Source organism: Novosphingobium cyanobacteriorum (genome assembly GCF_029436685.1).
Lineage (GTDB): Bacteria > Pseudomonadota > Alphaproteobacteria > Sphingomonadales > Sphingomonadaceae > Novosphingobium > Novosphingobium cyanobacteriorum.
The window spans coordinates 42811-65247 of the sequence record NZ_JAROCY010000003.1; the positions used below are offsets into that span (position 1 = coordinate 42811).

Here is a 22437-nt window from a genome sequence, read left to right on the forward strand (position 1 = left end):
AGGGGTTAACGATATGGGCAACGATACTGGCCTGACGCTGCGTACGATCCTGCGGGACGTGCTGAGCCTTTCCGAAGAGCGGGCTGCCGCGTTGGATGCCGAAACCGGCCTGTTCGGCGCGATGCCGGAGCTGGATTCGATGGCCGTGGCGGGCCTGCTGACCGAGATCGAGGATCGTTTCGACATCATCATCGAGGACGACGAGGTGGATGGCGAAATGCTGGAGACCTTTGGCGCACTGCTGACCTTCGTGGACGGCAAGCGAGGCGCGTGAACGCGGGCTGGCCCTGCCCCGGCCCAGGCGGGCCGACCGAGGAACTGGCTGTCACGTTCGACCGCCAGCGCCGGCACCGGCTGCTGATCGTACCACCGCTGTTCGACGAGATGAACCGGACGCGGCGTTTCCTGATCGAAACCATGCGGCGGCTGGACATCGTGGGCGTGGACAGCGTGCTGCCCGACCTGCCCGGCTGCAACGAGAGTGTGCAGGCGTTCGAGGCACAGAGCCTTTACAGCTGGCGCAAGGCGATGGCGCAGGCGGCGGCGCATTTCCGCGCCAGCCATGTGCTGGCCGTGCGTGGCGGGGCGCTGGTGTTTCCCAATGCGCTGCCGGGCTGGGTGCTGGAACCTGTGAAGGGTGCCAGCCTGCTGCGCCAGATGCTGCGCGCGCGGACCCTGGCCGGCCGCGAGGCAGGGCTGGCGGAAAGCAGCGCTGAGTTGCTGGAGATCGGGCGTGAAGAAGGGCTGGACCTGGCGGGTTACCGGCTGGGCGCGGCGTTGGTGGCAGGGCTGGAATCGGCGATGCCATTGGACGAGGGGCAGCGGGAGATCCGCCAATCGGACCTTGGCGGCGGGGCGCTGTGGCTGCGGGCCGAACCTGGTGAGGATCCCGGGCAAGCCAATGCGCTGGCCGCGATCATCGCCGAGGGCATTGCCGCATGAACCGGCGGCACCTGCACTTCATCTGCGAAGGGCGGACACTGGCGGCAACGCTGGACAGCGCCAGCGCGGCGGGATCGACCGGCCTGCTGATCGTTTCGGGCGGCAACGAAATCCGCGCCGGAGCCTGGGGCGGGCAAGCGCGCATGGCTGCGCGGCTGGCGGCCGAAGGTGTGCCGGTGATGCGATACGACCGGCGCGGCGTGGGTGAGAGCGAGGGCGACAACAAGGGTTTTCGCGGCAGTGCGCCCGATATCGCCGCGGCGTTGCAAGCGTTCCGCGCGGCGGCCCCGCACCTGCGCCGGGTGGTGGCTTTCGGCAATTGCGACGCGGCGAGCGCACTGTCGCTGTTCGCCGCCGATCTGCCGGGGATCGACGCACTGGTGCTGGCAAACCCGTGGACAATCGAAGACGAGGACGACGCGGCCGGCCATGCGCCCGAAGCGCTGCGGCGCCGCTATTGGCACAAGCTGCGCGATCCGGTGGCGCTGCTTCGGCTGCTGACCGGCAAGGTCAACATGGGCAAGCTGTTGCGCGGGCTGAAAGCATCGACGCGCAAGGGCGGGCCGAGCGGGCTGGCGGCGGAAATTCAGGCCGGGCTGGCTCGCTTTGGCGGGCCGGTGGCCATCCTGCTGGCAGAGGGCGACCGGGTGGCGCAGGTTTTTGCCGCACACTGGCCTTCAGGCGATGTGCGGGTGCAGCGGCATGACAGCGCTTCGCACAGCTTCAGCGATGAAGATGCGCAAGACTGGCTGTTTGACCGGCTGATCGAGGCGACAGCGGTGCGCCATTGAGTTTGGTGCGCCTTCGACATCCGTCGAAGGCTTGCAGCACCAGCTTTGCTAAAGCGCTCAGCCGACTTCGGCGACCTGCGCGCGTTCGAAATCGAGTTCGGCAAGGAAGCGTTCGGCATCAAGCGCAGCCATGCAGCCCGTGCCGGCGGCGGTGACAGCCTGGCGATAGGTGTGGTCCATCACGTCGCCACAGGCGAAGACGCCGGGGATCGCCGTCTTGGGCGTACCGGGCTGGACGACGATGTAACCGCTCTCATCAAGCTGGAGCTTGTCCTTGAACAGTTCAGTGGCGGGGGCATGGCCGATGGCGACGAAGGCGCCGTCGGTTTCCACCGCCGACTTTTCACCCGTGACGGTATCGACCAGATTGACCGCACGAAGCAGGCCTCCGCCTTCACCGGTGAAGCTTTCGACCGCCTTGTTCCACAGCACCTTCACGTTGGGGTGCGCAAACAGACGGTCCTGCAGGATCTTTTCCGCACGCAGCGAATCGCGGCGGTGGATCAGGGTGACGTCGGGCGAGTGGTTGGTGAGGTAAAGTGCCTCTTCCACCGCAGTGTTGCCGCCGCCGATGACCACGACCTTCTTGCCGCGATAGAAGAACCCGTCGCAGGTGGCGCAGGCGGAAACGCCCTTGCCCGAATAGTCCTGTTCACCCGGCACGCCGAGCCATTTGGCCTGCGCGCCGGTGGCGATGACCAGCACGTCACCCTCGTACACATCCCCGCTGTCGCCGATGGCGCGGAAGGGCGAGCCGTCCATGCTGACTTCGGTGATGGTATCCCACATCATGCGGGTGCCGACGTGTTCGGCCTGGGCCTGCATTTCCTGCATCAGCCAAGGGCCCTGGATAACGTCACGAAAGCCGGGATAGTTCTCCACGTCGGTGGTGATGGTCAGCTGTCCACCCGGCTGAAGCCCCTGCACCACGATCGGCCGCATGCCGGCGCGCGCGCCATAGATCGCGGCGGAAAGACCGGCCGGGCCGGATCCGATGATGAGCATGCGGGTCGAATGGGTGGTCGCCATGAAATCCTCCGTTGCCGCGCGAGATAGAACGCGCCTGAAGGAAATACGAGTCCGGCACCGGGGGTATTCCCGCAATTTGATCTGGATCAAGGTAAAGGCCGGCTTTCTCCTGTTGCTATTGCAAGTCCCTCTCATTAGCGGGGCATCGGGGACGGAGGGGGTTTCAATGAAGAAGAGTCTTTGCGCGGCTGCGCTCGGCGTGGCGGCGCAGATGCTGCCTGTCACTGCTCAGGCGGCACCCGGGCTTGCGGGAGAAGTCTACTCGGCCCGGACCAACAGGGGCGAATTCGAGGTAGAGGCGATCAGCGGCGTGCTGGCCGGCGGGCCCGACGCCGGCGAAAACGCGGTGAAGCTGGAATTCGCCTATTCCCCCAGCAGCCGTCTGCGCGTGGCGACGTTCGTCGAGATCGAGCGAGAGCCCGGCGGCCCCCGCAAGGCAGAAGAAGCCGGAGTTGAAACCATGCTGGCGCTGGGTCAGGTGGCCGGAATCGACGTGGGTTTCTATGGCGAATACGGCATCGGGCTGAACGGCAACAGCGACGTTCTGGAGGGCAAGCTGCTGCTGGAAAAGCGCAGCGGAAAGTTTGACGCCCGGCTGAACCTGATCGCGGAAAAGCCGCTGACCCAAGGCGCGCCGGTGGAAGTGAGCTATGCGGCCGCCGTTGAATATGCCGTGGCCGGTGACGCGTTCAAGGTGGGAGCAAAGGCCTTTGGGGGACTGGGCACATTCAGGGACTTTGCCCCACGCGCAGAGCATTTCATCGGTCCGGTGGCCTTCACCGAAATCGAGGGACTTGGTCCGGAAATCGACGTCGAGATCGGCTACCTGTTTGCTTTCGGCAAGGCGCGGGACGACACCAAGGGCCAGTTCAGGCTGGTGCTGGAAACCGAGTTCTGATGCGGATCAGATGACCAGTCGTGCGGCGATGGCCGCGCGCATGTCTGCATCGACGCCAAGGACCGCCTCGGCATAGCGTTCGACCGACCCATGCCGCTGGCGGATCTCGTCAAACGCGGAATCGAGGAACGAGGCCTCCACGCCCATGAGCACGCGCAGTGCGGCTTCGTTGAGGCCATCGCTCGACATGTGGCTGCGCAAGGCTGCAAGGCGACTTTCCTGGTTACCGGCGGTGTTGGTCAGCAGGTAGTCCGACATGACATCGTCGGGATGAACGCCGAGCAGGGTGTGCAGCAGGGCGGCACCAATGCCGGTGCGGTCCTTGCCGGCCACACAGTGCAGCAGGCTGGGTCCTCGACCATGCGCGAGCGCATGAAAGAAGAGGCGGTAAGAGCCAATCAGCACCGGGCGAAAAGGCAGCCCTTGATAGAGGCGCACCATGGCATTGCGCGCATCCTCTACCGTGCGGACTTGATCTGCCCACTCTTCATGCGCAGCGCGGCCCGAATTGCTGGCGGCCGTCTCGCCTGGATGAAACAGCACCGCAGCGCCGAAATCGTCGTGCCGCAAGCAGGGGTTTGCGGCACGTTCGCTATCGCCGCGCAGGTCGATGACCGTTTCGAGGCCCAAGGCATGGACCTTTGCAAGATCGTTCACGCTGGCGCCGCGATGCTGGCCTGAACGCCAGAGCAACCCTTGGCGCAGGCGGCCATCCTGGGCTGCATAACCGCCATAATCGCGAAAGTTGTGGATGCCATCGAGATCGAGAACGCGGTCGGTCATCATGGTGCCGTGCCAGCTAATCGCCCGGTCGGTCAAGCACCGCTTATGCGAAGTTAGGATCTGGTCGCACGCCTTCCAGCGCCCTCGCGACAACAACTGCGGCTGGCGTAGGCTTGGGGACCAGAAGACCGCCCAAACGCCGCACGCCTTCATCCATGCGATCGAGATCGCCGGTGTGAAGGACATAGGGCACCCCTCGCGCGGCAAGCTCGCGGGCGACAGGTTCGCAGGTCTGGCCCTTGCCCAGTGAGACATCGAGTATAGCCGCTGCAATGGCCTCGTCACGCACGATGGTCAGCGCTTCGTCCAGGGCGAGAGCGGTGAGTGGAATGCAGCCTGCGTCCTCAACCGCGAATTCCAGGTCAAGCAGGATCAGCGGCTCGTCATCAAGCACGAGGACGCGGCACCTGTGGCGATTGCCCTCATCGCAAGGTCCATGAAACGGCTGAACGACGTTCACGCGACATCTTCACGCAATGGGAGCCGCAATGTCGCCCACAGGCCATCCTTCCGCCATTCGCGCATAATGTTTCCCCTTGCCATGGCCAACATCCTGTCAACAATTCCCGGATCGCGTGACTCCAGCAGCAGGTGCTGAAGGTCGACAGGCGGACCTCCCTGCTCGATCCAGTTGATCACGATGGTCGGTGCGCCGGGTGCCCCATTGCGGGCCCAGCGAACCGTGACCTGCCCGGTCTGGCGACTGAGAGCCCCATGCTTGACGGCATTGGCCGCCAACTCGTGCAAGGAAAGGCCCAGCACCGACACGGCAGAAAAATCGCTGCGCAGGCCATTGCCTTCGAAATGGATCCGGGTCCCTTGCGGATCGTAGGGGGCGAGCACCGATCGGATGGCCTGCCCCACTTCGATGAACCCGCTCGACGCTTCATCCAGCGTGGTTTCGTACGCACGGCCAAGCGCCTGAATTCGCTCGTTTATCTCCCGCGCCTCGGCTTCGATTCCACGGGTACGGCCAGTGAAGTTCACGATTCCGCCGATCACCGCGAACATGTTTTTCATGCGATGAGACAGTTCGCGCGCGAGTTCACGCGCATGGCGTTCCTCAGCACGCGCGACGCGAACGTCAGACACGTCCCACTGGCTCCCGAAAAAATAGAGAAGGCGCCCCTCAGCGTCGTAGATCGGACCAAGGTGAAGGGCGTTCCAAAAGGTGGAACCGTCCTTCCGATAATTCAGAAGCTCGACAACGATGACCTCTTCCTGCTCTAGCGCCGCTCGGATCCGGCGAACGGCGGCCCTGTCCGTGCCGGGTCCTTGCATGAAACGGCAATTTCGGCCGACGATTTCGGCTTCTTCATACCCACTCAATGCACGAAATGCCCGGTTGGCGAAGACGATCGGCGCATCGGGCTGGTGCGGGTCGCACAGGCATATCGCCATGCGTGTCTGTGCCATGGCCTGTTCGAACAGGACTCCGGATGCGCCATCGAACGCATCGTCCGGATGGTGTGCCCGAAAGCGATCCGGGCTGTCGTCATACGCCCTGTGCGCCTGATCTTCCCGATACTTTGACAACGACCTAATCCCGATTACGCCCATGTTGCGCGATAAAGATATCCCCCGGGGGCGCTAATGCATTCGGGGCGGGTCATGTTCCCGACTTGTGACGATTTTTACGTTGTCTCAGCCTGTTGGCCGATTGCGACCAGATTGTCGCATGATCAGCCGCACTGCCGGACTGCGTCATTCAAAGCCAAGGGAGAGGAATCGTTCCGCGCAGCCTGCCAGAAAGGCAGCGCCAAAAGGCAGCACCGCTTCATCCACCACCATACGGGGTGAATGGATGCCGCAGCAGCTGCGCCAGTCCTGCCCCTGATGCGACACGCCAAGGAAAAACATAGCGCCCGGCACCTTTTCCAGCACATAGGAGAAGTCTTCGGCGCCCATGATCGGATGGTCCATGCGGTGGAAGCGCCCTTCCCCGCCCAAGTCCGTGGCGACACATTCTCCCAGGTCCACCGCGCGTGCATCGCAGACAGTAACGGGAAATCCGGGCGTGATGGTGACATCCGCCACCATGCCATGGGCGGACGCAATGCCGCCGGCCAGGCGATGCAATTCTTCCTGCAGACGTGCGCGATTTTCGACCGAGAGCGTGCGCAGAGTGCCACGCATGCGCACCTTGTCAGGGATTACGTTGTGCGCCGTGCCCCCGTCGATCTTGGCCACAGTGGCGACGACGGGGTCCGACACCGGAAACTTGCGCGTGACCATGGCCTGGATTGCGGTCACGATTTCAGCTGCCACGGGCATGGGATCAAGCGCCATATGCGGCATCGAGGCATGCCCGCCGGCACCGCTGACGATGATGTCGAACTGGTCGGCCGAGGCCAGCAATGCACCGTTGCGCCCCGCGACAAGACCGTGCGGGCTGTTGGGCATGATATGCAAGGCAAACGCGGCCTGCGGCAAAGGATCGATCAACCCATCGCCCAGCATGAAGCGTGCGCCGTGGAAGCCCTCTTCCCCCGGCTGGAACATGAACATCACCTCACCGGCCAGGCTTTCCCGCCGCACACAAAGCACTTCGGCGGCGCCGGCAAGCATGGCGGTGTGCGTATCATGTCCGCACGCATGCATCCGGCCCGCAATGGTAGAGGCAAAGTCCAGTCCGGTTTCCTCGTCCATTGGCAGGGCATCTGTATCGCCGCGCAAGAGCACGCGCCGCCCGTCGCCTGCTCCTCCCTTGAGCACTGCAACCAGGCCGGTGGTGGAAGGCCCTTCGCGCCATTCGAGCGGGAGATGCGCCAGCGCGGCGCGAATCTTGTCACGCGTGAGCGGGTTATGCAGACCCAGTTCGGGTTCGGAGTGGATGGCGCGGCGCAAAGCGACGATCTGCGGGCCGAACCCGCGTGCCTGTTCAAGAAGATCCGCGTGTAGCATGGCTGGGTCCTTTGCCGGCGAACAGGCGCATTATGACCGGCATGGCGGCGCTGTCGAGCATCCTCCTTGCACAAATGCCCGGATGTCATTAATCGATCGATTAACGAATGGAGGAATCTGCTATGCCCGAAGCACTGATCATCGACGCCGTCCGCACCCCGCGAGGAATCGGCAAGCCCGGCAAGGGCGCGCTTTCCCATCTTCACCCGCAGCAACTGGCTGCAACGGTGCTGAAGGCGCTGAAGGACCGCAACAACCTCGACACCAGCACGGTGGACGACATCATCTGGTCCACGTCGGCGCAAGTGGGCAAGCAGGGGGGCGACCTGGGCCGCATGGCCGCACTGGCCGCCGGCTACGACATTTCCGCGAGCGGCGTGACGCTCGACCGGTTCTGCGGCGGCGGCATCACCTCGGTCAACCTTGCCTGCGCCAGCGTGATGAGCGGGATGGAGGATTGCGTGATCGCCGGCGGTGCCGAATCGATGAGCTTCACGACCGCGTACGGGGCCGAGCAGGCCAATGCCGGGATAAAGCAGCTTGGCATGGGTTCGGGCAATATGGCGCTCGATGCAATCCACCCGCAATCGCACCAAGGGGTGTGCGGTGATGCAATTGCTGCCCGCGAAGGCATCACGCGCGAGGAACTGGATGCGCTGGCGCTGGTGAGCCAGGAGCGCGCCGATCGCGCGATCCGCGAAGGGCGCTTCGACAAGTCGGTGGTGCCGGTCTACAACGAAGACGGCACGGTGGCGCTGGATCGCGAGGAGTTTCCGCGGCCCGAGACGACAGCCGAAGGCCTTGCCGGCCTGCGGGCCAGCTTTGACTCGATTGCCGACTTCGACCTGGGCGGCACCACGTTTCGCAAGCAGATCCAGCGCCGTTATCCCGAGCTGGAATGGAAGGGCGTCCACCATGCGGGCAATTCGTCCGGCGTGGTCGATGGCGCGGCTGCGATACTCGTCGTCTCGCCCGCCTATGCCGAAAAGCATGGCCTGAAGCCACGCGCCCGGATCGTGGCCTATGCCAACCAGGGTGATGATCCCACGCTGATGCTCAACGCGCCGGTTCCGGCGGCCCGGAAGGTGCTGGAGAAGGCAGGCCTTCAGGTGGAAGATATTGACCTGTGGGAAATCAACGAGGCCTTTGCCGTGGTGGCGGAAAAGTTCATCCGTGACCTCAAGCTCGATCGGGACAAGGTGAACGTGAACGGAGGCGCGATGGCTCTGGGCCACCCGATCGGTGCGACGGGATCAATCCTGATCGGCACGGTGCTCGACGAACTGGAGCGTACGGGCGGCCGCTATGGCCTCGTCACCATGTGCGCCGCTGGCGGCATGGCCCCGGCTATCGTGATCGAGCGCATCTGACGCCAATCCAAGACCGAACCGGCAGGATGCCTGCCGGTTCGGTCAATTACGCGGTTGCAACAGAAACCGGCTGCGGGCAAAAGCCATCCGACGATGACCGGCCTGCCGCGCACCCTGTTCATGCCGATACGCGGTCGCCTTGCCGGCTATGGCGTGGCAATCGCCCTGTTCCTGCTGGGCTTCGGCGTACGCTATGCGTTCGATCCGATGTTCCCGCCGGGTTTCCCGTTCCTGACGTTCTTCCCGGTGGTGATCCTTTCGACCTTCCTTGCGGGGCGCGGTCCTGGGGTGCTTTGCGGGGTATTGAGCGGTTTCGCCGCGCTCTATTTCTTCATTCCCCCCAAGCACACGTTCCTGATCGATGGCCAACGTGCAACGGCGATGGGCTTCTACGCCTTTGTCGTGGTGGTCGACGTTCTGCTGATCGACGGGCTGATGAAGCGCCAGCGGCAGCTGGAGGAAAGCGAGGCACGACTGGCGGCGATGGGCGATTACCAGGCCCTGCTGTTCAAGGAACTGCAGCACCGCGTGGCCAACAACCTTGCCAGCGTGGCTTCCATGCTGCGGTTGAAGCGGCGGCAGATAGAGCGCGACCCCTCGCTGGCGCTGGAAATGATCGACCGTGCCGATGCACGGATCGAGCTGATGGGCCGCATCCACCGCCAGCTTTACGATCCGCTGGCGCGCGAGCTCTCCGTGCGGGAACAGATCGAGCAGGTTGTGCTGCAGACGCGTGAGGTCACGGCGCGAGGGCCTGTTTCCTGCGATATTCGCATAGCGCCGATCAAGCTGGAAACAGGGCGGCTGATGACGCTGGTGCTGCTGATCAGCGAAATCCTGACCAACAGTTTCAAGCATGCCTTTGATGGGCACGAGGATGCGCGCGTGCTGGTGGAACTGGCCGACGACGCACAAGGCAATCTGCGCCTGACAGTGGCCGACAATGGCAGGGGCCTGGGCGAGGCGCCCGTTGGCGCCGCAGCACGTGGCCTTGGCACCGCGATCATCCGGGGCTTCGTATCGCAGCTCAACGGCCGGATGACCGTGGACGGTGACGGCGGAGTGACCACCGTGGTGACCTTCTCCGCCGGTTGACCGGTCAGGGTGCCAGCGAGCCTGGCTCGTTGGCCACGATCTTCAGCACTTCGGTCCACGCCTGTACGTTCTGTTCCAGCTGCGCCGGGTCGATCTTGTCCAGCGTATCGTCCGGTGTGTGGTGCAGGTCGAAGTAGCGCGTGCCATCCTGGTTGAGATCGACCACGGCCAGCTTCTGCGCCGCGATGATCGGTTCAACATCGGTGCCGCCCTCCACCTCGCTGCTGCGGCTGGGCACGATGCCCATGGGATTGAGCGCAGCGACGATACGCTGGCCCACCGCAGGCGCGATGCGCATGCCCACCCGCCACACGCGGTCCGCGCCGAAATCGCTCTCCATCGCCAGCGCGTGGGGTTCGGCGACGTGCGCCCTGGCATAGGCATCGCCCCCGAAGCCGCCCAGTTCCTCGCTGCCCGCCCACAGCACGCGGATGGTGCGCAGCGCCTGCCCCCCCGCCTGCGCGCGCAGGGCGGCGGCGGTGACAATGGCGCAGCCCGCGCCATCGTCTATCGCGCCAGTGCCAAGGTCCCAGCTGTCGAGATGGCAGCCAACAAGGATCGGCGGCAGCGAAGGGTCGCGGCCGGGCAGTTCACCCACCACGTTGCCCGAAGGGAGGCCATCCACCGTCTTGCCAGTGAGGGCAAGGACCACGCGCAGCGGCTTGCCCAGCGCGGCCAGCCGGGCGACGAGTTCCGCATCAGGCACCGACACCGCGCCCGCCGGGATCGGCGCGGCACCCTGCGGCCAGTTGGTGGCACCGGTATGAGGATTGCGGTGATGATCGGTGCCGGCTGAGCGGATCAGTACGCCGATCGCGCCCTTTGACGCGGCGATTGCCGGCCCCTGCCGGCGCACATTGCCATAGGGACCATAGCCAGCCCCATCCTGCGCCGGCATCATGGCGTGGTCGATGAAGGCGAGCTTGCCCTTGAACGAACCAGCGGGCGCAGCCTTCAGCGCATCGAGCGTGGCGAAGTAGACCAGTTCACCTTCCACTCCCTTGTCCGGCGTGGCGCCGCTGAAACCCAGCGCGCTGACCGCCAGGCGTTGCGGCACTGGAGCCGTGATCATCGCGCTGTCGGTCCCGCGGACATAGCCACGGATGGTGAACGGTTCGGCCCGCACATTGCGAAAGCCTAGCGCCTTCAGCTTTTCCACGCTCCACGCGCGGGCCCGCGCCTCGGCCTCGCTGCCGGCAAGGCGCGGGCCTACTTCGGTGGTAAGGCCCGAAACGATATCCCACGCCGTGCCGTCGGTGGCATGGGCAGTGATGGGCAGAAGCGCGGCGAGCGCGGCGAACGAGCGACGGATTGGTTTCATCCGTTCCTAGTGCCGGGCCAGGGCCGGCGCATCAAGCGCTTTACAGCACAAAGTCCGAAGCTTGCAGCGCGATCACGCCGGACAGGCGGATCGTGATGTCAGCCAGGCCGTCGCCGTTGGAATCCAACTGCACGAAGGTGTTGCGCGCAGTGTGATCGACGCGCAGTTCTCCGGGCACGCCATGGAACACCGCATCGCCGATCCAATTGAAGGCATCGTTGGTGCCCTTGTTGGTCGCATCGGCATCCACCCCGGAAACATCGATGCGATCGCCCTCGGCGCGGCTGAAATCGTAGATGGTGTCACGCGCGGGGTAAGCGCGGTCCCAATCGTCGAACAGGAAAGTGTCGGCCCCCGCTCCGCCGAAGAGCTTGTCCGCGCCAAGGCCGCCACGCAGGCGATCGGCCCCGCCCATGCCCTTGATGACGTCGGCGCCGTCCCGCCCTTGCAGGGTGTTGGCCCCCTCATTGCCCACCAAGAGGTTGTTGCGATAGTTGCCGGTGCCGTCGATGTCGGCAGTCCCGAGCAGCTTCAGGACTTCGACATACATTCCCGAGCTGCCATTGCCCAAGCTGTAGGACGCCGTGGAGAAGACCTGATCGTACCCGCCCTGATCACGGTAATCGTCGTCCTGCGGATCATTTTCCTGCACGTGGTCGAGCGGATCGTCGACATAATATCGGTCATTGCCGGCGCCACCGTCGAGAAAATCAACGCCCGCGCCGCCATAGAGCCGGTCGTTCCCTTCGCCGCCCTGCAGCCAATCGTTGCCACCGTTGCCAAAGAGCACGTCGTTGCCGCCATATCCCTTGGCGACATCGCGCTCGTTCGAGAGCCGAAGCACGTCGTTGGCCGAGAACATGCTCGCCATTGCCCCGACGACCTGCAGATACGTGCCTGACGTGACGGCGGCCTGCACCGCGGGCAGATCGACCGAAAGACCCGTGATCGCCCAGTCCAGCCGCGCAAAGGAATCGCCTGCCCCGGCGCCCCGCAGGATGGCCGTCAGCGTACCCGTTTCAGCGGTCCCATCGACCCTGAACGAGAAGCCAGAGCCAGCAAAGGCCGACATGGGCCTTTCCCCCTCGCCCGGCGTGTTGACCACGACTGCACGCTTGAAGGTAAACAGCCCGAAGACCGGGTCCCGCAGAAGTCGCCCGTCGGAAAAATCATAAAGTGCGGGATCGGTTAATTGCGCAATGTCGAATGCAGATTGAGCGGATACGAAGGCCATTGCGCCGACTCCAGAGGATATAAGTATTATTGCTTATATCGTCTCCGATATCCACCTTGGCGGCCTCCGCACCGCGCCACGCTTGCTCCGCCGCCCGCGCCCCTGTAGAGCGCGCGGCAACACTTTCGCCATACCGACCAAGGACCCAACATGGCTGCCCAGTATGCCTACGTCATGAAGAACATGACGAAGACTTTCCCCGGCGCGCAGAAGCCGGTGCTCAACAACATCAGCCTACAGTTCTACCAAGGCGCGAAGATCGGCATCGTCGGTCCGAACGGCGCGGGCAAATCGACCCTGATCAAGATCATGGCGGGCATCGACAAGGACTTTACCGGCGAAGCATGGCCGGGCGAGAACATCACGGTCGGCTATCTGGAGCAGGAGCCGCAGCTCGACAACAGCAAGACCGTTCTGGAAAACGTGAAAGACGGTGCGCGCGAAACCGCCGACCTCGTCGACCGGTTCAACGAGATTTCCAACATCATGGCCGATCCGCCGGAAGACGTCGATTTCGACGCTCTGATGGAGGAAATGGGCGAGCTGCAGGGCAAGATCGACGCGGTCGACGGCTGGACGCTGGACAACCAGCTGGAAATCGCGATGGAAGCGCTGCGCTGCCCGCCGGGTGACTGGCCGGTGGACAGCCTTTCGGGCGGTGAAAAGCGTCGTATCGCGCTCACACGCCTGCTCATCCAGAAGCCTTCGATCCTGCTGCTGGACGAACCCACCAACCACCTTGACGCCGAATCCGTCGAATGGCTTGAACACCATCTGAAGGAATATGCCGGTGCGGTGCTGATGATCACCCACGACCGCTACTTCCTCGACAACGTGGTGGGCTGGATCCTCGAACTCGATCGGGGCAAGTACTTCCCCTACGAAGGCAACTATTCCACCTACCTGGAAACCAAGGCCAAGCGCATGGCCCAGGAAGAGCGCGAGGAAAGCGGCAAGCAGAAGGCGCTGGCCCGCGAACTCGAGTGGATCCGCCAGACCCCGGCCGCGCGCCAGACCAAGAGCAAGGCGCGTATCCGCAAGTTCGAGGAACTGCAGAACGCGCAGGACAATCGCCCGGTGGGCAAGGCACAGATCGTCATCCAGGTGCCAGAGCGCCTTGGCGGAAAGGTGATCGAGGCCAAGAACATCACCAAGGCCTATGGCGACAAGCTGCTGTTCGAAGACCTTTCGTTCATCCTGCCCCCGGGCGGCATCGTGGGCGTCATCGGTCCGAACGGCGCGGGCAAGTCCACCCTGTTCAAGATCCTGACCGGCAAGGAAACGCCCGACAGCGGTTCGATCGAGATCGGGTCGACCGTCCACCTCGGCTATGTCGACCAGAGCCGCGATGACCTCGACCCGAAGAAGAACGTGTGGGAGGAGATCTCCGACGGGCTCGACTACATGAAGGTCAACGGCCAGGACATGAGCACGCGTGCCTATGTCGGCGCGTTCAACTTCAAGGGCCCGGACCAGCAGAAGAACGTCGGCAAGCTTTCGGGCGGTGAACGCAATCGCGTGCACATGGCCAAGATGCTGAAGCAGGGCGGCAACGTGCTGCTGCTCGACGAACCGACCAACGACCTCGACGTTGAAACGCTGGCCGCCCTGGAAGACGCGATCGAAAACTTCGCGGGCTGCGCCGTGGTGATCAGCCACGACCGCTTCTTCCTCGATCGCCTCGCCACCCACATCCTGGCGTTTGAAGGCAACAGCCATGTTGAATGGTTCGAAGGCAACTTTGCCGCCTATGAAGAAGACAAGCGCCGTCGCCTTGGCGATGCCGCGGATCGTCCGACCAGGCTCGCCTACAAGAAGTTGACCCGCTAAGGCCGAAGCCGTTCACATTGCGACAGAAAGCGACCCGGAAAGGTACAGCCTTTCCGGGTCGCTTGCGTTCTGGCTCGCAGAATTCCATTCAGAGAACCGTGCAGCAAGATTAACAAATGACGCTGGGTTGGTTCAGGACCGCGACAGCGCGACTCGGTTAGACCGGTGTCATACAAGGCGCGAATGAATCGCGGCCCCGTGAATCGGAGAGACATGGCCATGACTGCCAGGTCGACAATCAGGAAGGGCATGCTGGCGGCGCTGATCGCTGCAACCTCGCTTACCGCCATTCCGGCCACCGCAGTCGCGGCGCCCGGTTGGGAACGTCAGGACCGTGCCGAACGCGCTGATCGGGGTGACCGTGGCCAGCGTGGCGGCGGGTTCGAAAACCGCGGTGCGCAGATGCAGCAGCAACGGGATTGGGCGCGCCCTGCTCCGCAGGCGCGGATCGATGCGCAGCCGCGTACGCCGCGCGTGGACACACCGCGCCCGGATTTCCAACGGCCTGACTTCCAGCGCCAGCAACCGGCATGGCAAGGCCGCTCCGGTGATGTGAGGGGCGATGCGCGGGCCGATGCCCGCCCGGATATACGCCGCGAAAATCGTCCGCCCGCTTGGCGTGCCGACAATCCCGATCGCCGCAACGATGGTCGCGACTGGAACCGTGATCGCAATCGCGACAACGCGCAGACCGCTTGGCGCAACGACCGTGATCGGGACCGTGACCGTGACCGTGCCCACGACCGCGATGGTGATCGCTGGAAGGGCAACAACGGCTGGAAGGGCAACAACGGTTGGCGCAGCAACGATGGGTGGCGCGGTGCCAACGGCTGGCGCAACCAGGATGGATGGCGCAACGACCGCGGCTGGCGCAGCAATGACGGCTGGCGGGGCGATCGCGGCTGGCGGGGCGATCGCGGCTGGCGGGGCGGCAATGACTATCGCCGGTGGAACAACCACGATTGGCGCAGGGACCGCCGCTATGACTGGTCATCCTGGCGCAACAACCACCGCAATGTTTTCCGCGGCGGCTACTACTACGCCCCCTATCGCGGTTACTCCTACAGCCGGCTAAGCATCGGTTTCGTCCTCGGCTCCCCGTTCTACGCGGATCGCTACTGGATCTCTGATCCGTGGCAGTATCGCCTGCCGCCGGCTTACGGCCCCTACCGCTGGGTGCGATACTATGACGACGTGATGCTGGTGGATACCTTCAGCGGCGAAGTGGTCGACGTGATCTACGATTTCTTCTGGTAGGCGACCCGGGTAAAGTCAGGAATCCAGAGGCTCTTCGCCGGCACGGCTGGCGGAGAGCCTTCAGCATAGCATGGAAGCGCCAGGCATTGCGCCTGGATCGTAACGTTACGTTTTCTCTATTTGGGTCCGCCAGACGAAATTTCTGAATTACTTGCAGGATCGCCCTGATCCATATCGCCGCGCAAAGCCTGCGCGGCGTGGCGGGACCCTTCGATCAGGCTCCGTTGGCGATCGCCCGGAGCACTTCGAGCATTGTCTCGTGGCCCTTGTCGGTCAGCCGGACATAGCGCCTGCGCGCGTCCACCTTGTCTGCGGTGCGATAAACCAGTCCTTCGGTTTCCAACCGTGCTATCCAGCGCAGGATGGTGGTCGAGGGCACACCCGCTTCGATGCAAACGCTTGATACCTGCAGTTCGGCCCGGCTCAGGCGTGCGATGTACAGGTCCAGCAGGATGTCCCACGCGGGTTCGCCGAACAGGCCCTTGATCCGTAATGCCGAATCTCGCCGGCGCCGCAGCGCGTAAAGCGACTTGGCAAGACGAAATGTCTCGGCCTCGATCTCCACGAAAGCTTCCAAGAACGCGACCTCCTAGCGACCCCTGCGCGACGGACCCGACCCGAGAGCGGATTGTCCGGCATAACAGGTTTATCCACCTGCCGTATGCCAGTTCCCACCCGCCACTAAAGTAGTGGCCTCGTGCGACCTAGATCCACCGCAGTACGTGAACGTATTCCCCAACAGCTTTATTCACGGTATTTGGAAAGAATTAGCAATGGGTCAGGTCCGGATCGGACCAAAACAAATGGTACGATATCGGGACACATCTGCCCGATATCTTTGGTTCCGACCTTTGCCGAAGGCCCCTCGCCTCCCCTCTTGCCCCCGATCGCGCCATGGGCCATGCCTGCAAGGACAATGGCTTCGCGCGAACGGCTTTCCGCCCATCACCCCGATACCGCGGCGCTGCGGCGCATTGGCGAGCGCGTGCGTGCGCGGCTCGATGCAGACCCTGCGGCCTATCGCCTTCCGGTGGAGGAACTGGAGATCTATGGTGTGGCCGGCTTCTTCAGCGACGAGGAATGCGCGCGCCTGCGCAGCATAGTCGACGATGTGGCGGTGCCATCGCTCAGTTATGGCAACGTCTACGATAACGGCCGCACCAGCTATTCCGGCGATGTCGATCCCTTGGACCCGTTCATCCGCATGCTGCAGCGGCGGATTGACGACCTGCTCGGCTTCGAGCCGGATTTCGGCGAGACCATCCAGGGCCAGCGCTATAGCGTGGGGCAGGAATTCCGCCCGCATTACGACCACTTCAATCCGTCGCACAAGATGTGGGCGGATGAACAGACGCGCGGCGGTCAACGCAGCTGGACCGCGATGGCTTACCTCAACGCCGTTGATGAAGGCGGATCGACCGACTTCCCGCTGGTGAACCTGTCCATCCCGCCACAACCCGGCGCGTTGCTGATCTGGAACAACATGAAGCCCGATGGCACGCCCAACAGCAAGGCGCTGCACGCCGGCACGCCGGTGATCCGCGGCACGAAATACGTGCTGACCAAGTGGTACCGTGCGCGCGCATGGCATTGATCCACAGGTCCGCTTCCACCGGCGTGATCGCGCTGCTGCTGGCCTCGTGCGCGGCACCGCAGGCGGCGCCTCCACTTGCGCCTCCACCGCCACCCGCACTGATCGACGCGCCACCCACGCCGCCGACCACCGTCGCCCCGCCGCAGCGCCAGGCAGTCTCTCCAGATGTGGAACGCGCGCTCGATCGGATCTTCCTTGACGACACGCGCGATGCGCAGACGCTGGACCCACTGGGCGAACTGGAGCGTGGCGACGCGCCGGACCCTGACCGTTTCAGCCTGTTGTTCACACCCCAACTGGCGGACCTGCAGCGCGCATTGAATGCCCGCACGCTGAAGCGCCTGCGCGAGATTGACCGTGACGCGCTGGGCAAGGAACACCGCATCTCATATGATGTCTTCCTCGCCGCGCAGCGCGACGAGGCGGACCTGCTGTCTCCCGATACGCAGGCGCTGGTCGCCGTGCGTCCGTTCAATCACTTCGGCGGCTTCCATGTGGAATTTCCACAACTTGCCGCAGCTGAGGCGACGCCGCTTGACCGTGCTGAAGATTTCGAGGCGCGGATTGCCCTGCTGCGCACCCTGCCCGAAGTGCTCGCCCATGCCGAGGCGCGCTTTCGCGAAGGGATGGCCAGCGGCGTTGTGGAATCGCGGCTGACCGTGACCAACATGATCGCGCAGATTGATGCGATCCTGGCCCAGCCGGTCGAGCAATCGCAGTTCATGGCACCCGTGCGCCGCCTGCCGCCCACCATGCGCCCCACCGAACGCCGCCGCATCGCCGCCGCGTTTCGCGCAGCGACGCAGCAGCAGGTCCTGCCCGCCTACCGCGCCTTCCGCGCATTCCTGCAGGACCAGTACCTGCCCGCCGCGCGCGAGGCGCCGGGCCTCTCGGCGATGAAGGGAGGTGAGCGGCTCTATCGCCTGTTGGTGCGCCTCCACACCACAGAGGATCTCGATCCGCTCGCCGTGCACAAGCTGGGCCTCTCCGAAGTCGATCGCATCCATGGCGAGATGGAGAAGGTGAAGCTGCAACTGGGCTTCACCGGGCCACTGCCCGCCTTCTTCAACGAAATCCGCACCAACCCGCGCTACCATCCACGCACCGCGCTCGATCTGCAAAAGGGCTTTGCCCGCGTCGGCGCGCGCGTGGCTGCGCTGGTGCCGCGCTATTTCCTGAACCTGCCGCGCACGGCGCTGACCATCCAGCCGTATCCGCTCTATCGCGATCGGTTCGAGGCTGGCGGCGGCTATGCCCCCGGCGCGCCCGATGGCAGCAAGCCCGGCGTGTTCTTCTACAACACCTTCGATCTCAAGAGCCGCTATCTGACTGGCATCACCACGCTCTATCTGCACGAGGGCGAGCCCGGCCACCACTTCCAGATCAGCCTGGCGCAGGAGAATGAAAGCCTTCCCCCGTTCCAGCGCTTCGACGGAAACACCGCCTTTGTCGAAGGCTGGGCGCTTTATGCCGAAACGCTGGGGTATGAAATGGGCCTGTTCGCCGATCCGATGCAGCATTGGGGCACGCTGGACGACGAAATGCTGCGCGCCATGCGGCTCGTGGTCGATACCGGCATCCATGTGCAGGGCTGGAGCCGCCAGCAGGCCATTGACTACATGCTCGCCAATTCCGGCATCGGGCGCAGCGATGCCGCTGCCGAAGTCGATCGCTATATCGCCAACCCCGGGCAGGCCGTGGCGTACAAGGTCGGCGGCCTCACCATCCAGCGCCTGCGCCGCAAGGCGGAGACCGAGCTTGGCCCGCGCTTTGATATCCGCGCCTTCCATGATCAGGTGCTGGGCAGCGGCGCGCTTCCCCTGCCCGTGCTGGAAGACAAGGTGAACCGGTGGATCGCCGCCGAGAAAGCGGGCTGACACCGGTGGATGCCGGTTGGCCGTTGGTCGATCCGGCATCGCCCTGAAAAGGCGGTGAAAGTATCACGCTGGCAAGGAGACACGCTGATGACCGCACGTCTGGCCCCTGCCCTGCTCGCCGCCCTGTTCGCCTCTCTGCCCCTGCACGCCATGGCCGATGCGCTTGCAGCACCTCCGGCTCCCGCCACGCCCGCACAGCCTGTCGCTCGCGCCGTGGCGGCAGAACTGGCCGATGCGCTCGGCAGCGATTTCGTCTATCCCGATGTCGGCGCGCATTATGCTGCAATGCTGCGCGCCAATGCTGCAGCCGGTGCCTATGATGCGCTTGCCGGCACCGCGCTTGCCGAGCGGCTGACGGCAGACCTTCAGGCGGTTCAGGCCGATGGCCACGTGCGCGTGCGATCTGTTGCCGAAACCCCTGCGGCGGGGCCATCGGCCACCCCTGCACCGGTCAAGGTGCCCAACCTTGAGGCCGGCCGCTGGATCGCGCCCGGGCTCGCCTTCGTCCGGTTCAACCTGATGGCCAGTGAAGATGCCGACGCTGCGAATGCCCGGGCCTTCGCGCTCGGTCATCTCGGCGCGAACGTGCTGATCGTGGACCTGCGCACCAACAACGGCGGCGGCCTGGCCGAAATGGACGCCCTGTTCCCCTTCCTGTTCGACAAGCCGACGCCGCTGGTGCGCATGGCCACGCGCAAGTCTGTCCATGATCGTGATGGCGGCCCGCTGCACGGCATCGCTTCGCTGCGCACCGTGCCGGGCGATCCCGCCTTCGTCACGCAGGAGCACTGGATCACGCCCGATCCCGAAACGGGCCTGCGCAAGACGAAGGTCTATGTCCTCACCTCGGGCCGCACGGCATCAGCGGCAGAACATTTCTCGCTGGCGATGAAGATCAGCGGCCGCGCCACGCTGGTGGGTGAAACAACCGCCGGAGCCAACCACTTCGGCTATGGCCTGGAACTCCCTGGCCAGCTTGTCGCCTTCGTGCCCGTGGGACGCACCTATGACCCCGCCACCGGCAAGGACTGGGAAGGCAATGGCGTTGCGCCAGACATCGCCGTTCCTGCCATGGACGCGCTGGTCACCGTGCTCGAACGCGAAGGCATCGCCCCGGCACAGGCGCAGAAGCTGTCTGACGAGGTGGCTCCGGCCAAGTCGATGGAGCGCCGCAAGACCGCAGTCTGACGTTCAGGTCTCCGCCTGCTGTGCGGGTGTGGCAGACGGATCGGGTGGCGGCATGTCGATCGCCATTTCCACTGCGCTCTCCGTCACCACCGCCACCTCTTCCACCGTCCGGTCCAACTGGCCCAGCTTGTTGAAGATCTTGTCCACCTTGCGATGCAGGCGCAGGATCTCCACCGTCGTGCGCAGGTTCACTTCGTAATCGTGGCGGTTGGAGATGCGGTCCTTCCGCGCCTCCCGGTTCTGGCTCATCATGATGATCGGCGCCTGGAACGCGGCCAGGGTGGACAGCATCAGGTTGAGGAAGATGTAGGGATAGGCGTCCCACTGCAGGTGCAGGAACGGCGACAGCGGCCCGTTCACCAGCATCCACGCCGCCAGCACCAGTCCAAAGCCGATGATGAAGCTCCACGATCCGCCAACCCGCGCCACCCGATCGGCCAACCGTTCGCCCAAGCCCTCGCGGGCCTGCTCCAGTTCATCAGGATCGAGCTGGATATCGGTGGAGGCGACGCGGCACAGCGCGCGCTGCTCCGCCTCGTCCAGATCATCATAGGAGCGACCCAGCAGGTCCTCCGCCAGCGCCTCCGGGCTGATGTCTAGCTTCAAGCCGTCTCCTTCAGGAGGCGAGCGCCTCCGCAATCAGCTTTCGCGTGTTTTCAACACCATACAGCGCAATGAAGCTGCCCATGCGCGGCCCCTGCGCAGATCCGAGCAGCGTCTCGTACAGACACTTGAACCAGTCGCGCAGGGATTCGATCCCATAGTGCGGGTCCTTGCCGATCTCGTAGACGATGTTCTGCAGCTCTTCCGCCGTGGCGTCGTCGCTGGTCCCGGCCAGCTCCTCGTCCAGCGCGGCCAGCGCCTCGGCCTCGTTCGGCTCGGGCTTGCGGCGCTGCAGCGTGGGCGCGATGAAATCGCGGTTGTACGCCAGAGCACGCGTCACCAGCCCGTCGAGCGCCGGATGCGCCGCCGGATCGGCATTCTCCACATAGTTGCCAAGGTACGACCAGACCTGCTCACGCGTTGCCTTGGCGCCCAGCACGCCCACCAGGTTCAGCAGCAGGCCATAGGTCACCGGCAGGCTGTCCCCTTCGCCACCGTGATAGCCATTGGTGCGCAGCAGGTGCCACACCGGATTGCCCAGTTGCTGCTCCACCGGCTGCGTCGGCAGCTTTTCGCGGAACTGCCAGTATTCGTCCACCGCGCGCGGAATGATGCCCACGTGCAGGCTCTTGGCGCTCTTGGGCTCGCGGAACAGGTAGAAGCCCAGCGATTCCTCGCTGCCGTATTCCAGCCACTGCTCGATGGTCAGCCCGTTGCCCTTGGACTTCGAAATCTTCTCGCCCTTTTCGTCGAGGAAGAGTTCATAGATCAGGCCTTCGGGCCGCTGCCCGCCCAGCACGCGCGCGATCTTGCCGCTCTGCGTCACGCTGTCGGTCAGGTCCTTGCCGCACATCTCGTAATCGACGCCCAGCGCCACCCAGCGCATCGCCCAGTCAACCTTCCATTGCAGCTTTGACTGGCCGCCAAGGATCGACTGTTCCACCACTTCGCCGGTCACGTCGGTAAAGCGCACGATCCCGGCATCGGCATCCACCACCTCGATCGGCACCTGCAGCACCTGCTGGTTGGTGGGCGAAACTGGCAGCACCGGAGAATAGGTCTGGCGGCGCTCCTCGCGCAGCGTGGGCAGCATGATGCCCATGATCGCGTCATAGTGGCGCAGCACGTTCTTCAACGCATCGTCGAACCCGCCGGAGTTATAGCGGTCCGACGCCGAAACGAACTCATAGTCGAAGCCGAAGCGATCCAGGAAATCACGCAGCATTGCGTTGTTGTGATGCGCAAAGCTCTCGAACTTCCCGAACGGATCGGGAATGCGGCTCAGCGGATGGCCGATGAACTCGCCCAGCCGGTCCTTGTTCGGCACGTTGTCGGGCACCTTGCGCAGCCCGTCCATGTCGTCCGAAAACGCCACCAGCCGCGTCGGCGCGCCACCGGTCAGCGTTTCATAGGCGCGACGGACCAGCGTGGTGCGCAGCACTTCCTGAAACGTGCCGATATGCGGCAGGCCCGATGGGCCATATCCGGTCTCGAACAGCACTGGCGCTCCCTCTTTGCCGTTCGGGAACCGCTTGATGATCTTGCGGGCTTCCTCGAAGGGCCAGGCCTTCGAGACCTGCGCGGCGGCGATAAGGGCGTCGTCTGTCATAATGCGCGCCCTTTCGCGATTCTGCGCCGCCAGTGCAAGGAAAAGCTGGGCTGGCGGGCGACAGTTGGACATTTCGGTAACCTTGCCATGCAATAGCGTGCGGCAGGGGGAC

The 22437-nt window shown here is 64.2% G+C and carries 21 protein-coding genes; 11 read left to right on the forward strand and 10 right to left on the reverse strand.

The window, feature by feature from the left end; all coding sequences use genetic code 11:
* The first annotated feature begins 13 nt into the window (after positions 1–13).
* Genes POM99_RS03490 through POM99_RS03500 form a run of 3 tightly spaced genes read left to right on the forward strand, consistent with a single transcriptional unit; the run spans position 14 to position 1733 of the window.
* Positions 14–274: an acyl carrier protein gene (locus POM99_RS03490; protein ID WP_277275417.1), complete on the forward strand. Its 261-nt coding sequence runs from the start codon at positions 14–16 to the stop codon at positions 272–274.
* The gene (locus tag POM99_RS03495) at positions 271–942 is read left to right on the forward strand and encodes an alpha/beta hydrolase family protein (protein ID WP_277275418.1); all 672 of its coding nucleotides are present in this window, start codon (positions 271–273) and stop codon (positions 940–942) included. Before POM99_RS03490 ends, POM99_RS03495 begins: the two co-directional genes overlap by 4 nt.
* The gene (locus POM99_RS03500; RefSeq protein WP_277275419.1) at positions 939–1733 is read left to right on the forward strand and encodes a hydrolase 1, exosortase A system-associated; all 795 of its coding nucleotides are present in this window, start codon (positions 939–941) and stop codon (positions 1731–1733) included. Before POM99_RS03495 ends, POM99_RS03500 begins: the two co-directional genes overlap by 4 nt.
* A gap of 57 nt (positions 1734–1790) precedes the next feature.
* Here POM99_RS03500 and trxB read toward each other — a convergent pair whose 3' ends face one another.
* Positions 1791–2762 carry a thioredoxin-disulfide reductase gene (gene trxB, locus POM99_RS03505; protein WP_277275420.1) on the reverse strand — a complete coding sequence of 324 codons (972 nt, stop codon included), beginning with the start codon at positions 2760–2762 and terminating at the stop codon, positions 1791–1793.
* Positions 2763–2928: 166 nt separating this feature from the next.
* On the opposite strand from trxB, the gene POM99_RS03510 reads away from it, so the two are divergent.
* Complete coding sequence (locus tag POM99_RS03510; protein ID WP_277275421.1) at positions 2929–3660, forward strand: hypothetical protein; 732 nt, start codon at positions 2929–2931, stop codon at positions 3658–3660.
* A 6-nt stretch (positions 3661–3666) separates the two neighbouring features.
* Here POM99_RS03510 and POM99_RS03515 read toward each other — a convergent pair whose 3' ends face one another.
* From POM99_RS03515 to POM99_RS03530, 4 genes are all read right to left on the reverse strand, one after another.
* Complete coding sequence (locus tag POM99_RS03515; protein ID WP_277275422.1) at positions 3667–4443, reverse strand: tyrosine-protein phosphatase; 777 nt, start codon at positions 4441–4443, stop codon at positions 3667–3669.
* 43 nt (positions 4444–4486) lie between these two features.
* Entirely contained in the window at positions 4487–4837 is a 351-nt protein-coding gene (locus POM99_RS03520) for a response regulator (protein ID WP_277275423.1), read from the reverse strand.
* Between the two features lie 62 nt (positions 4838–4899).
* Positions 4900–5979 carry a PAS domain-containing protein gene (locus tag POM99_RS03525; protein WP_277275424.1) on the reverse strand — a complete coding sequence of 360 codons (1080 nt, stop codon included), beginning with the start codon at positions 5977–5979 and terminating at the stop codon, positions 4900–4902.
* 168 nt (positions 5980–6147) lie between these two features.
* Positions 6148–7347 (reverse strand): M20 metallopeptidase family protein, encoded by a 1200-nt coding sequence (locus POM99_RS03530; RefSeq protein ID WP_277275425.1) that lies wholly within the window; start codon positions 7345–7347, stop codon positions 6148–6150.
* 122 nt (positions 7348–7469) lie between these two features.
* Between POM99_RS03530 and POM99_RS03535 the strand changes: the two genes are divergently transcribed.
* Positions 7470–8717, forward strand: coding sequence for an acetyl-CoA C-acetyltransferase (locus POM99_RS03535; RefSeq protein ID WP_277275426.1), 1248 nt, complete (start codon positions 7470–7472; stop codon positions 8715–8717).
* 93 nt (positions 8718–8810) lie between these two features.
* Complete coding sequence (locus POM99_RS03540) at positions 8811–9812, forward strand: sensor histidine kinase (protein WP_277275427.1); 1002 nt, start codon at positions 8811–8813, stop codon at positions 9810–9812.
* A gap of 4 nt (positions 9813–9816) precedes the next feature.
* On the opposite strand, the gene POM99_RS03545 is transcribed toward POM99_RS03540, so the two are convergent.
* Together POM99_RS03545 and POM99_RS03550 are read right to left on the reverse strand one after the other, a co-directional pair.
* Positions 9817–11133, reverse strand: coding sequence for a M28 family peptidase (locus POM99_RS03545; RefSeq protein ID WP_277275428.1), 1317 nt, complete (start codon positions 11131–11133; stop codon positions 9817–9819).
* 40 nt (positions 11134–11173) lie between these two features.
* Positions 11174–12367 (reverse strand): calcium-binding protein, encoded by a 1194-nt coding sequence (locus tag POM99_RS03550; RefSeq protein ID WP_277275429.1) that lies wholly within the window; start codon positions 12365–12367, stop codon positions 11174–11176.
* 150 nt (positions 12368–12517) lie between these two features.
* Between POM99_RS03550 and ettA the strand changes: the two genes are divergently transcribed.
* Together ettA and POM99_RS03560 are read left to right on the forward strand one after the other, a co-directional pair.
* Positions 12518–14197 (forward strand): energy-dependent translational throttle protein EttA, encoded by a 1680-nt coding sequence (ettA, locus tag POM99_RS03555; protein WP_277275430.1) that lies wholly within the window; start codon positions 12518–12520, stop codon positions 14195–14197.
* A gap of 219 nt (positions 14198–14416) precedes the next feature.
* On the forward strand, positions 14417–15454 hold the full coding sequence (locus POM99_RS03560) for an RcnB family protein (protein WP_277275431.1): 1038 nt from the start codon (positions 14417–14419) through the stop codon (positions 15452–15454).
* 214 nt (positions 15455–15668) lie between these two features.
* Here the strand turns inward: POM99_RS03560 and POM99_RS03565 are convergent, their stop codons facing one another.
* A complete protein-coding gene (locus tag POM99_RS03565; protein WP_277275432.1) occupies positions 15669–16031 on the reverse strand; it encodes a MarR family winged helix-turn-helix transcriptional regulator in 363 nt (120 codons plus the stop codon).
* 339 nt (positions 16032–16370) lie between these two features.
* On the opposite strand from POM99_RS03565, the gene POM99_RS03570 reads away from it, so the two are divergent.
* The 3 genes from POM99_RS03570 to POM99_RS03580 all read left to right on the forward strand — a co-directional run bounded on the left by POM99_RS03570 (position 16371) and on the right by POM99_RS03580 (position 20113).
* Positions 16371–17048, forward strand: a complete 678-nt coding sequence (locus tag POM99_RS03570; RefSeq protein WP_277275433.1) for a prolyl hydroxylase family protein — start codon at positions 16371–16373, stop codon at positions 17046–17048.
* Positions 17039–18925, forward strand: a complete 1887-nt coding sequence (locus POM99_RS03575; RefSeq protein ID WP_277275434.1) for a DUF885 domain-containing protein — start codon at positions 17039–17041, stop codon at positions 18923–18925. Before POM99_RS03570 ends, POM99_RS03575 begins: the two co-directional genes overlap by 10 nt.
* 87 nt (positions 18926–19012) lie before the next feature.
* Positions 19013–20113 carry a S41 family peptidase gene (locus tag POM99_RS03580; protein WP_277275435.1) on the forward strand — a complete coding sequence of 367 codons (1101 nt, stop codon included), beginning with the start codon at positions 19013–19015 and terminating at the stop codon, positions 20111–20113.
* A gap of 3 nt (positions 20114–20116) precedes the next feature.
* On the opposite strand, the gene POM99_RS03585 is transcribed toward POM99_RS03580, so the two are convergent.
* Complete coding sequence (locus POM99_RS03585; protein ID WP_277275436.1) at positions 20117–20719, reverse strand: DUF1003 domain-containing protein; 603 nt, start codon at positions 20717–20719, stop codon at positions 20117–20119.
* Between the two features lie 10 nt (positions 20720–20729).
* A complete protein-coding gene (locus POM99_RS03590) occupies positions 20730–22325 on the reverse strand; it encodes a lysine--tRNA ligase (protein ID WP_277275437.1) in 1596 nt (531 codons plus the stop codon).
* Positions 22326–22437: the final 112 nt, after the last annotated feature.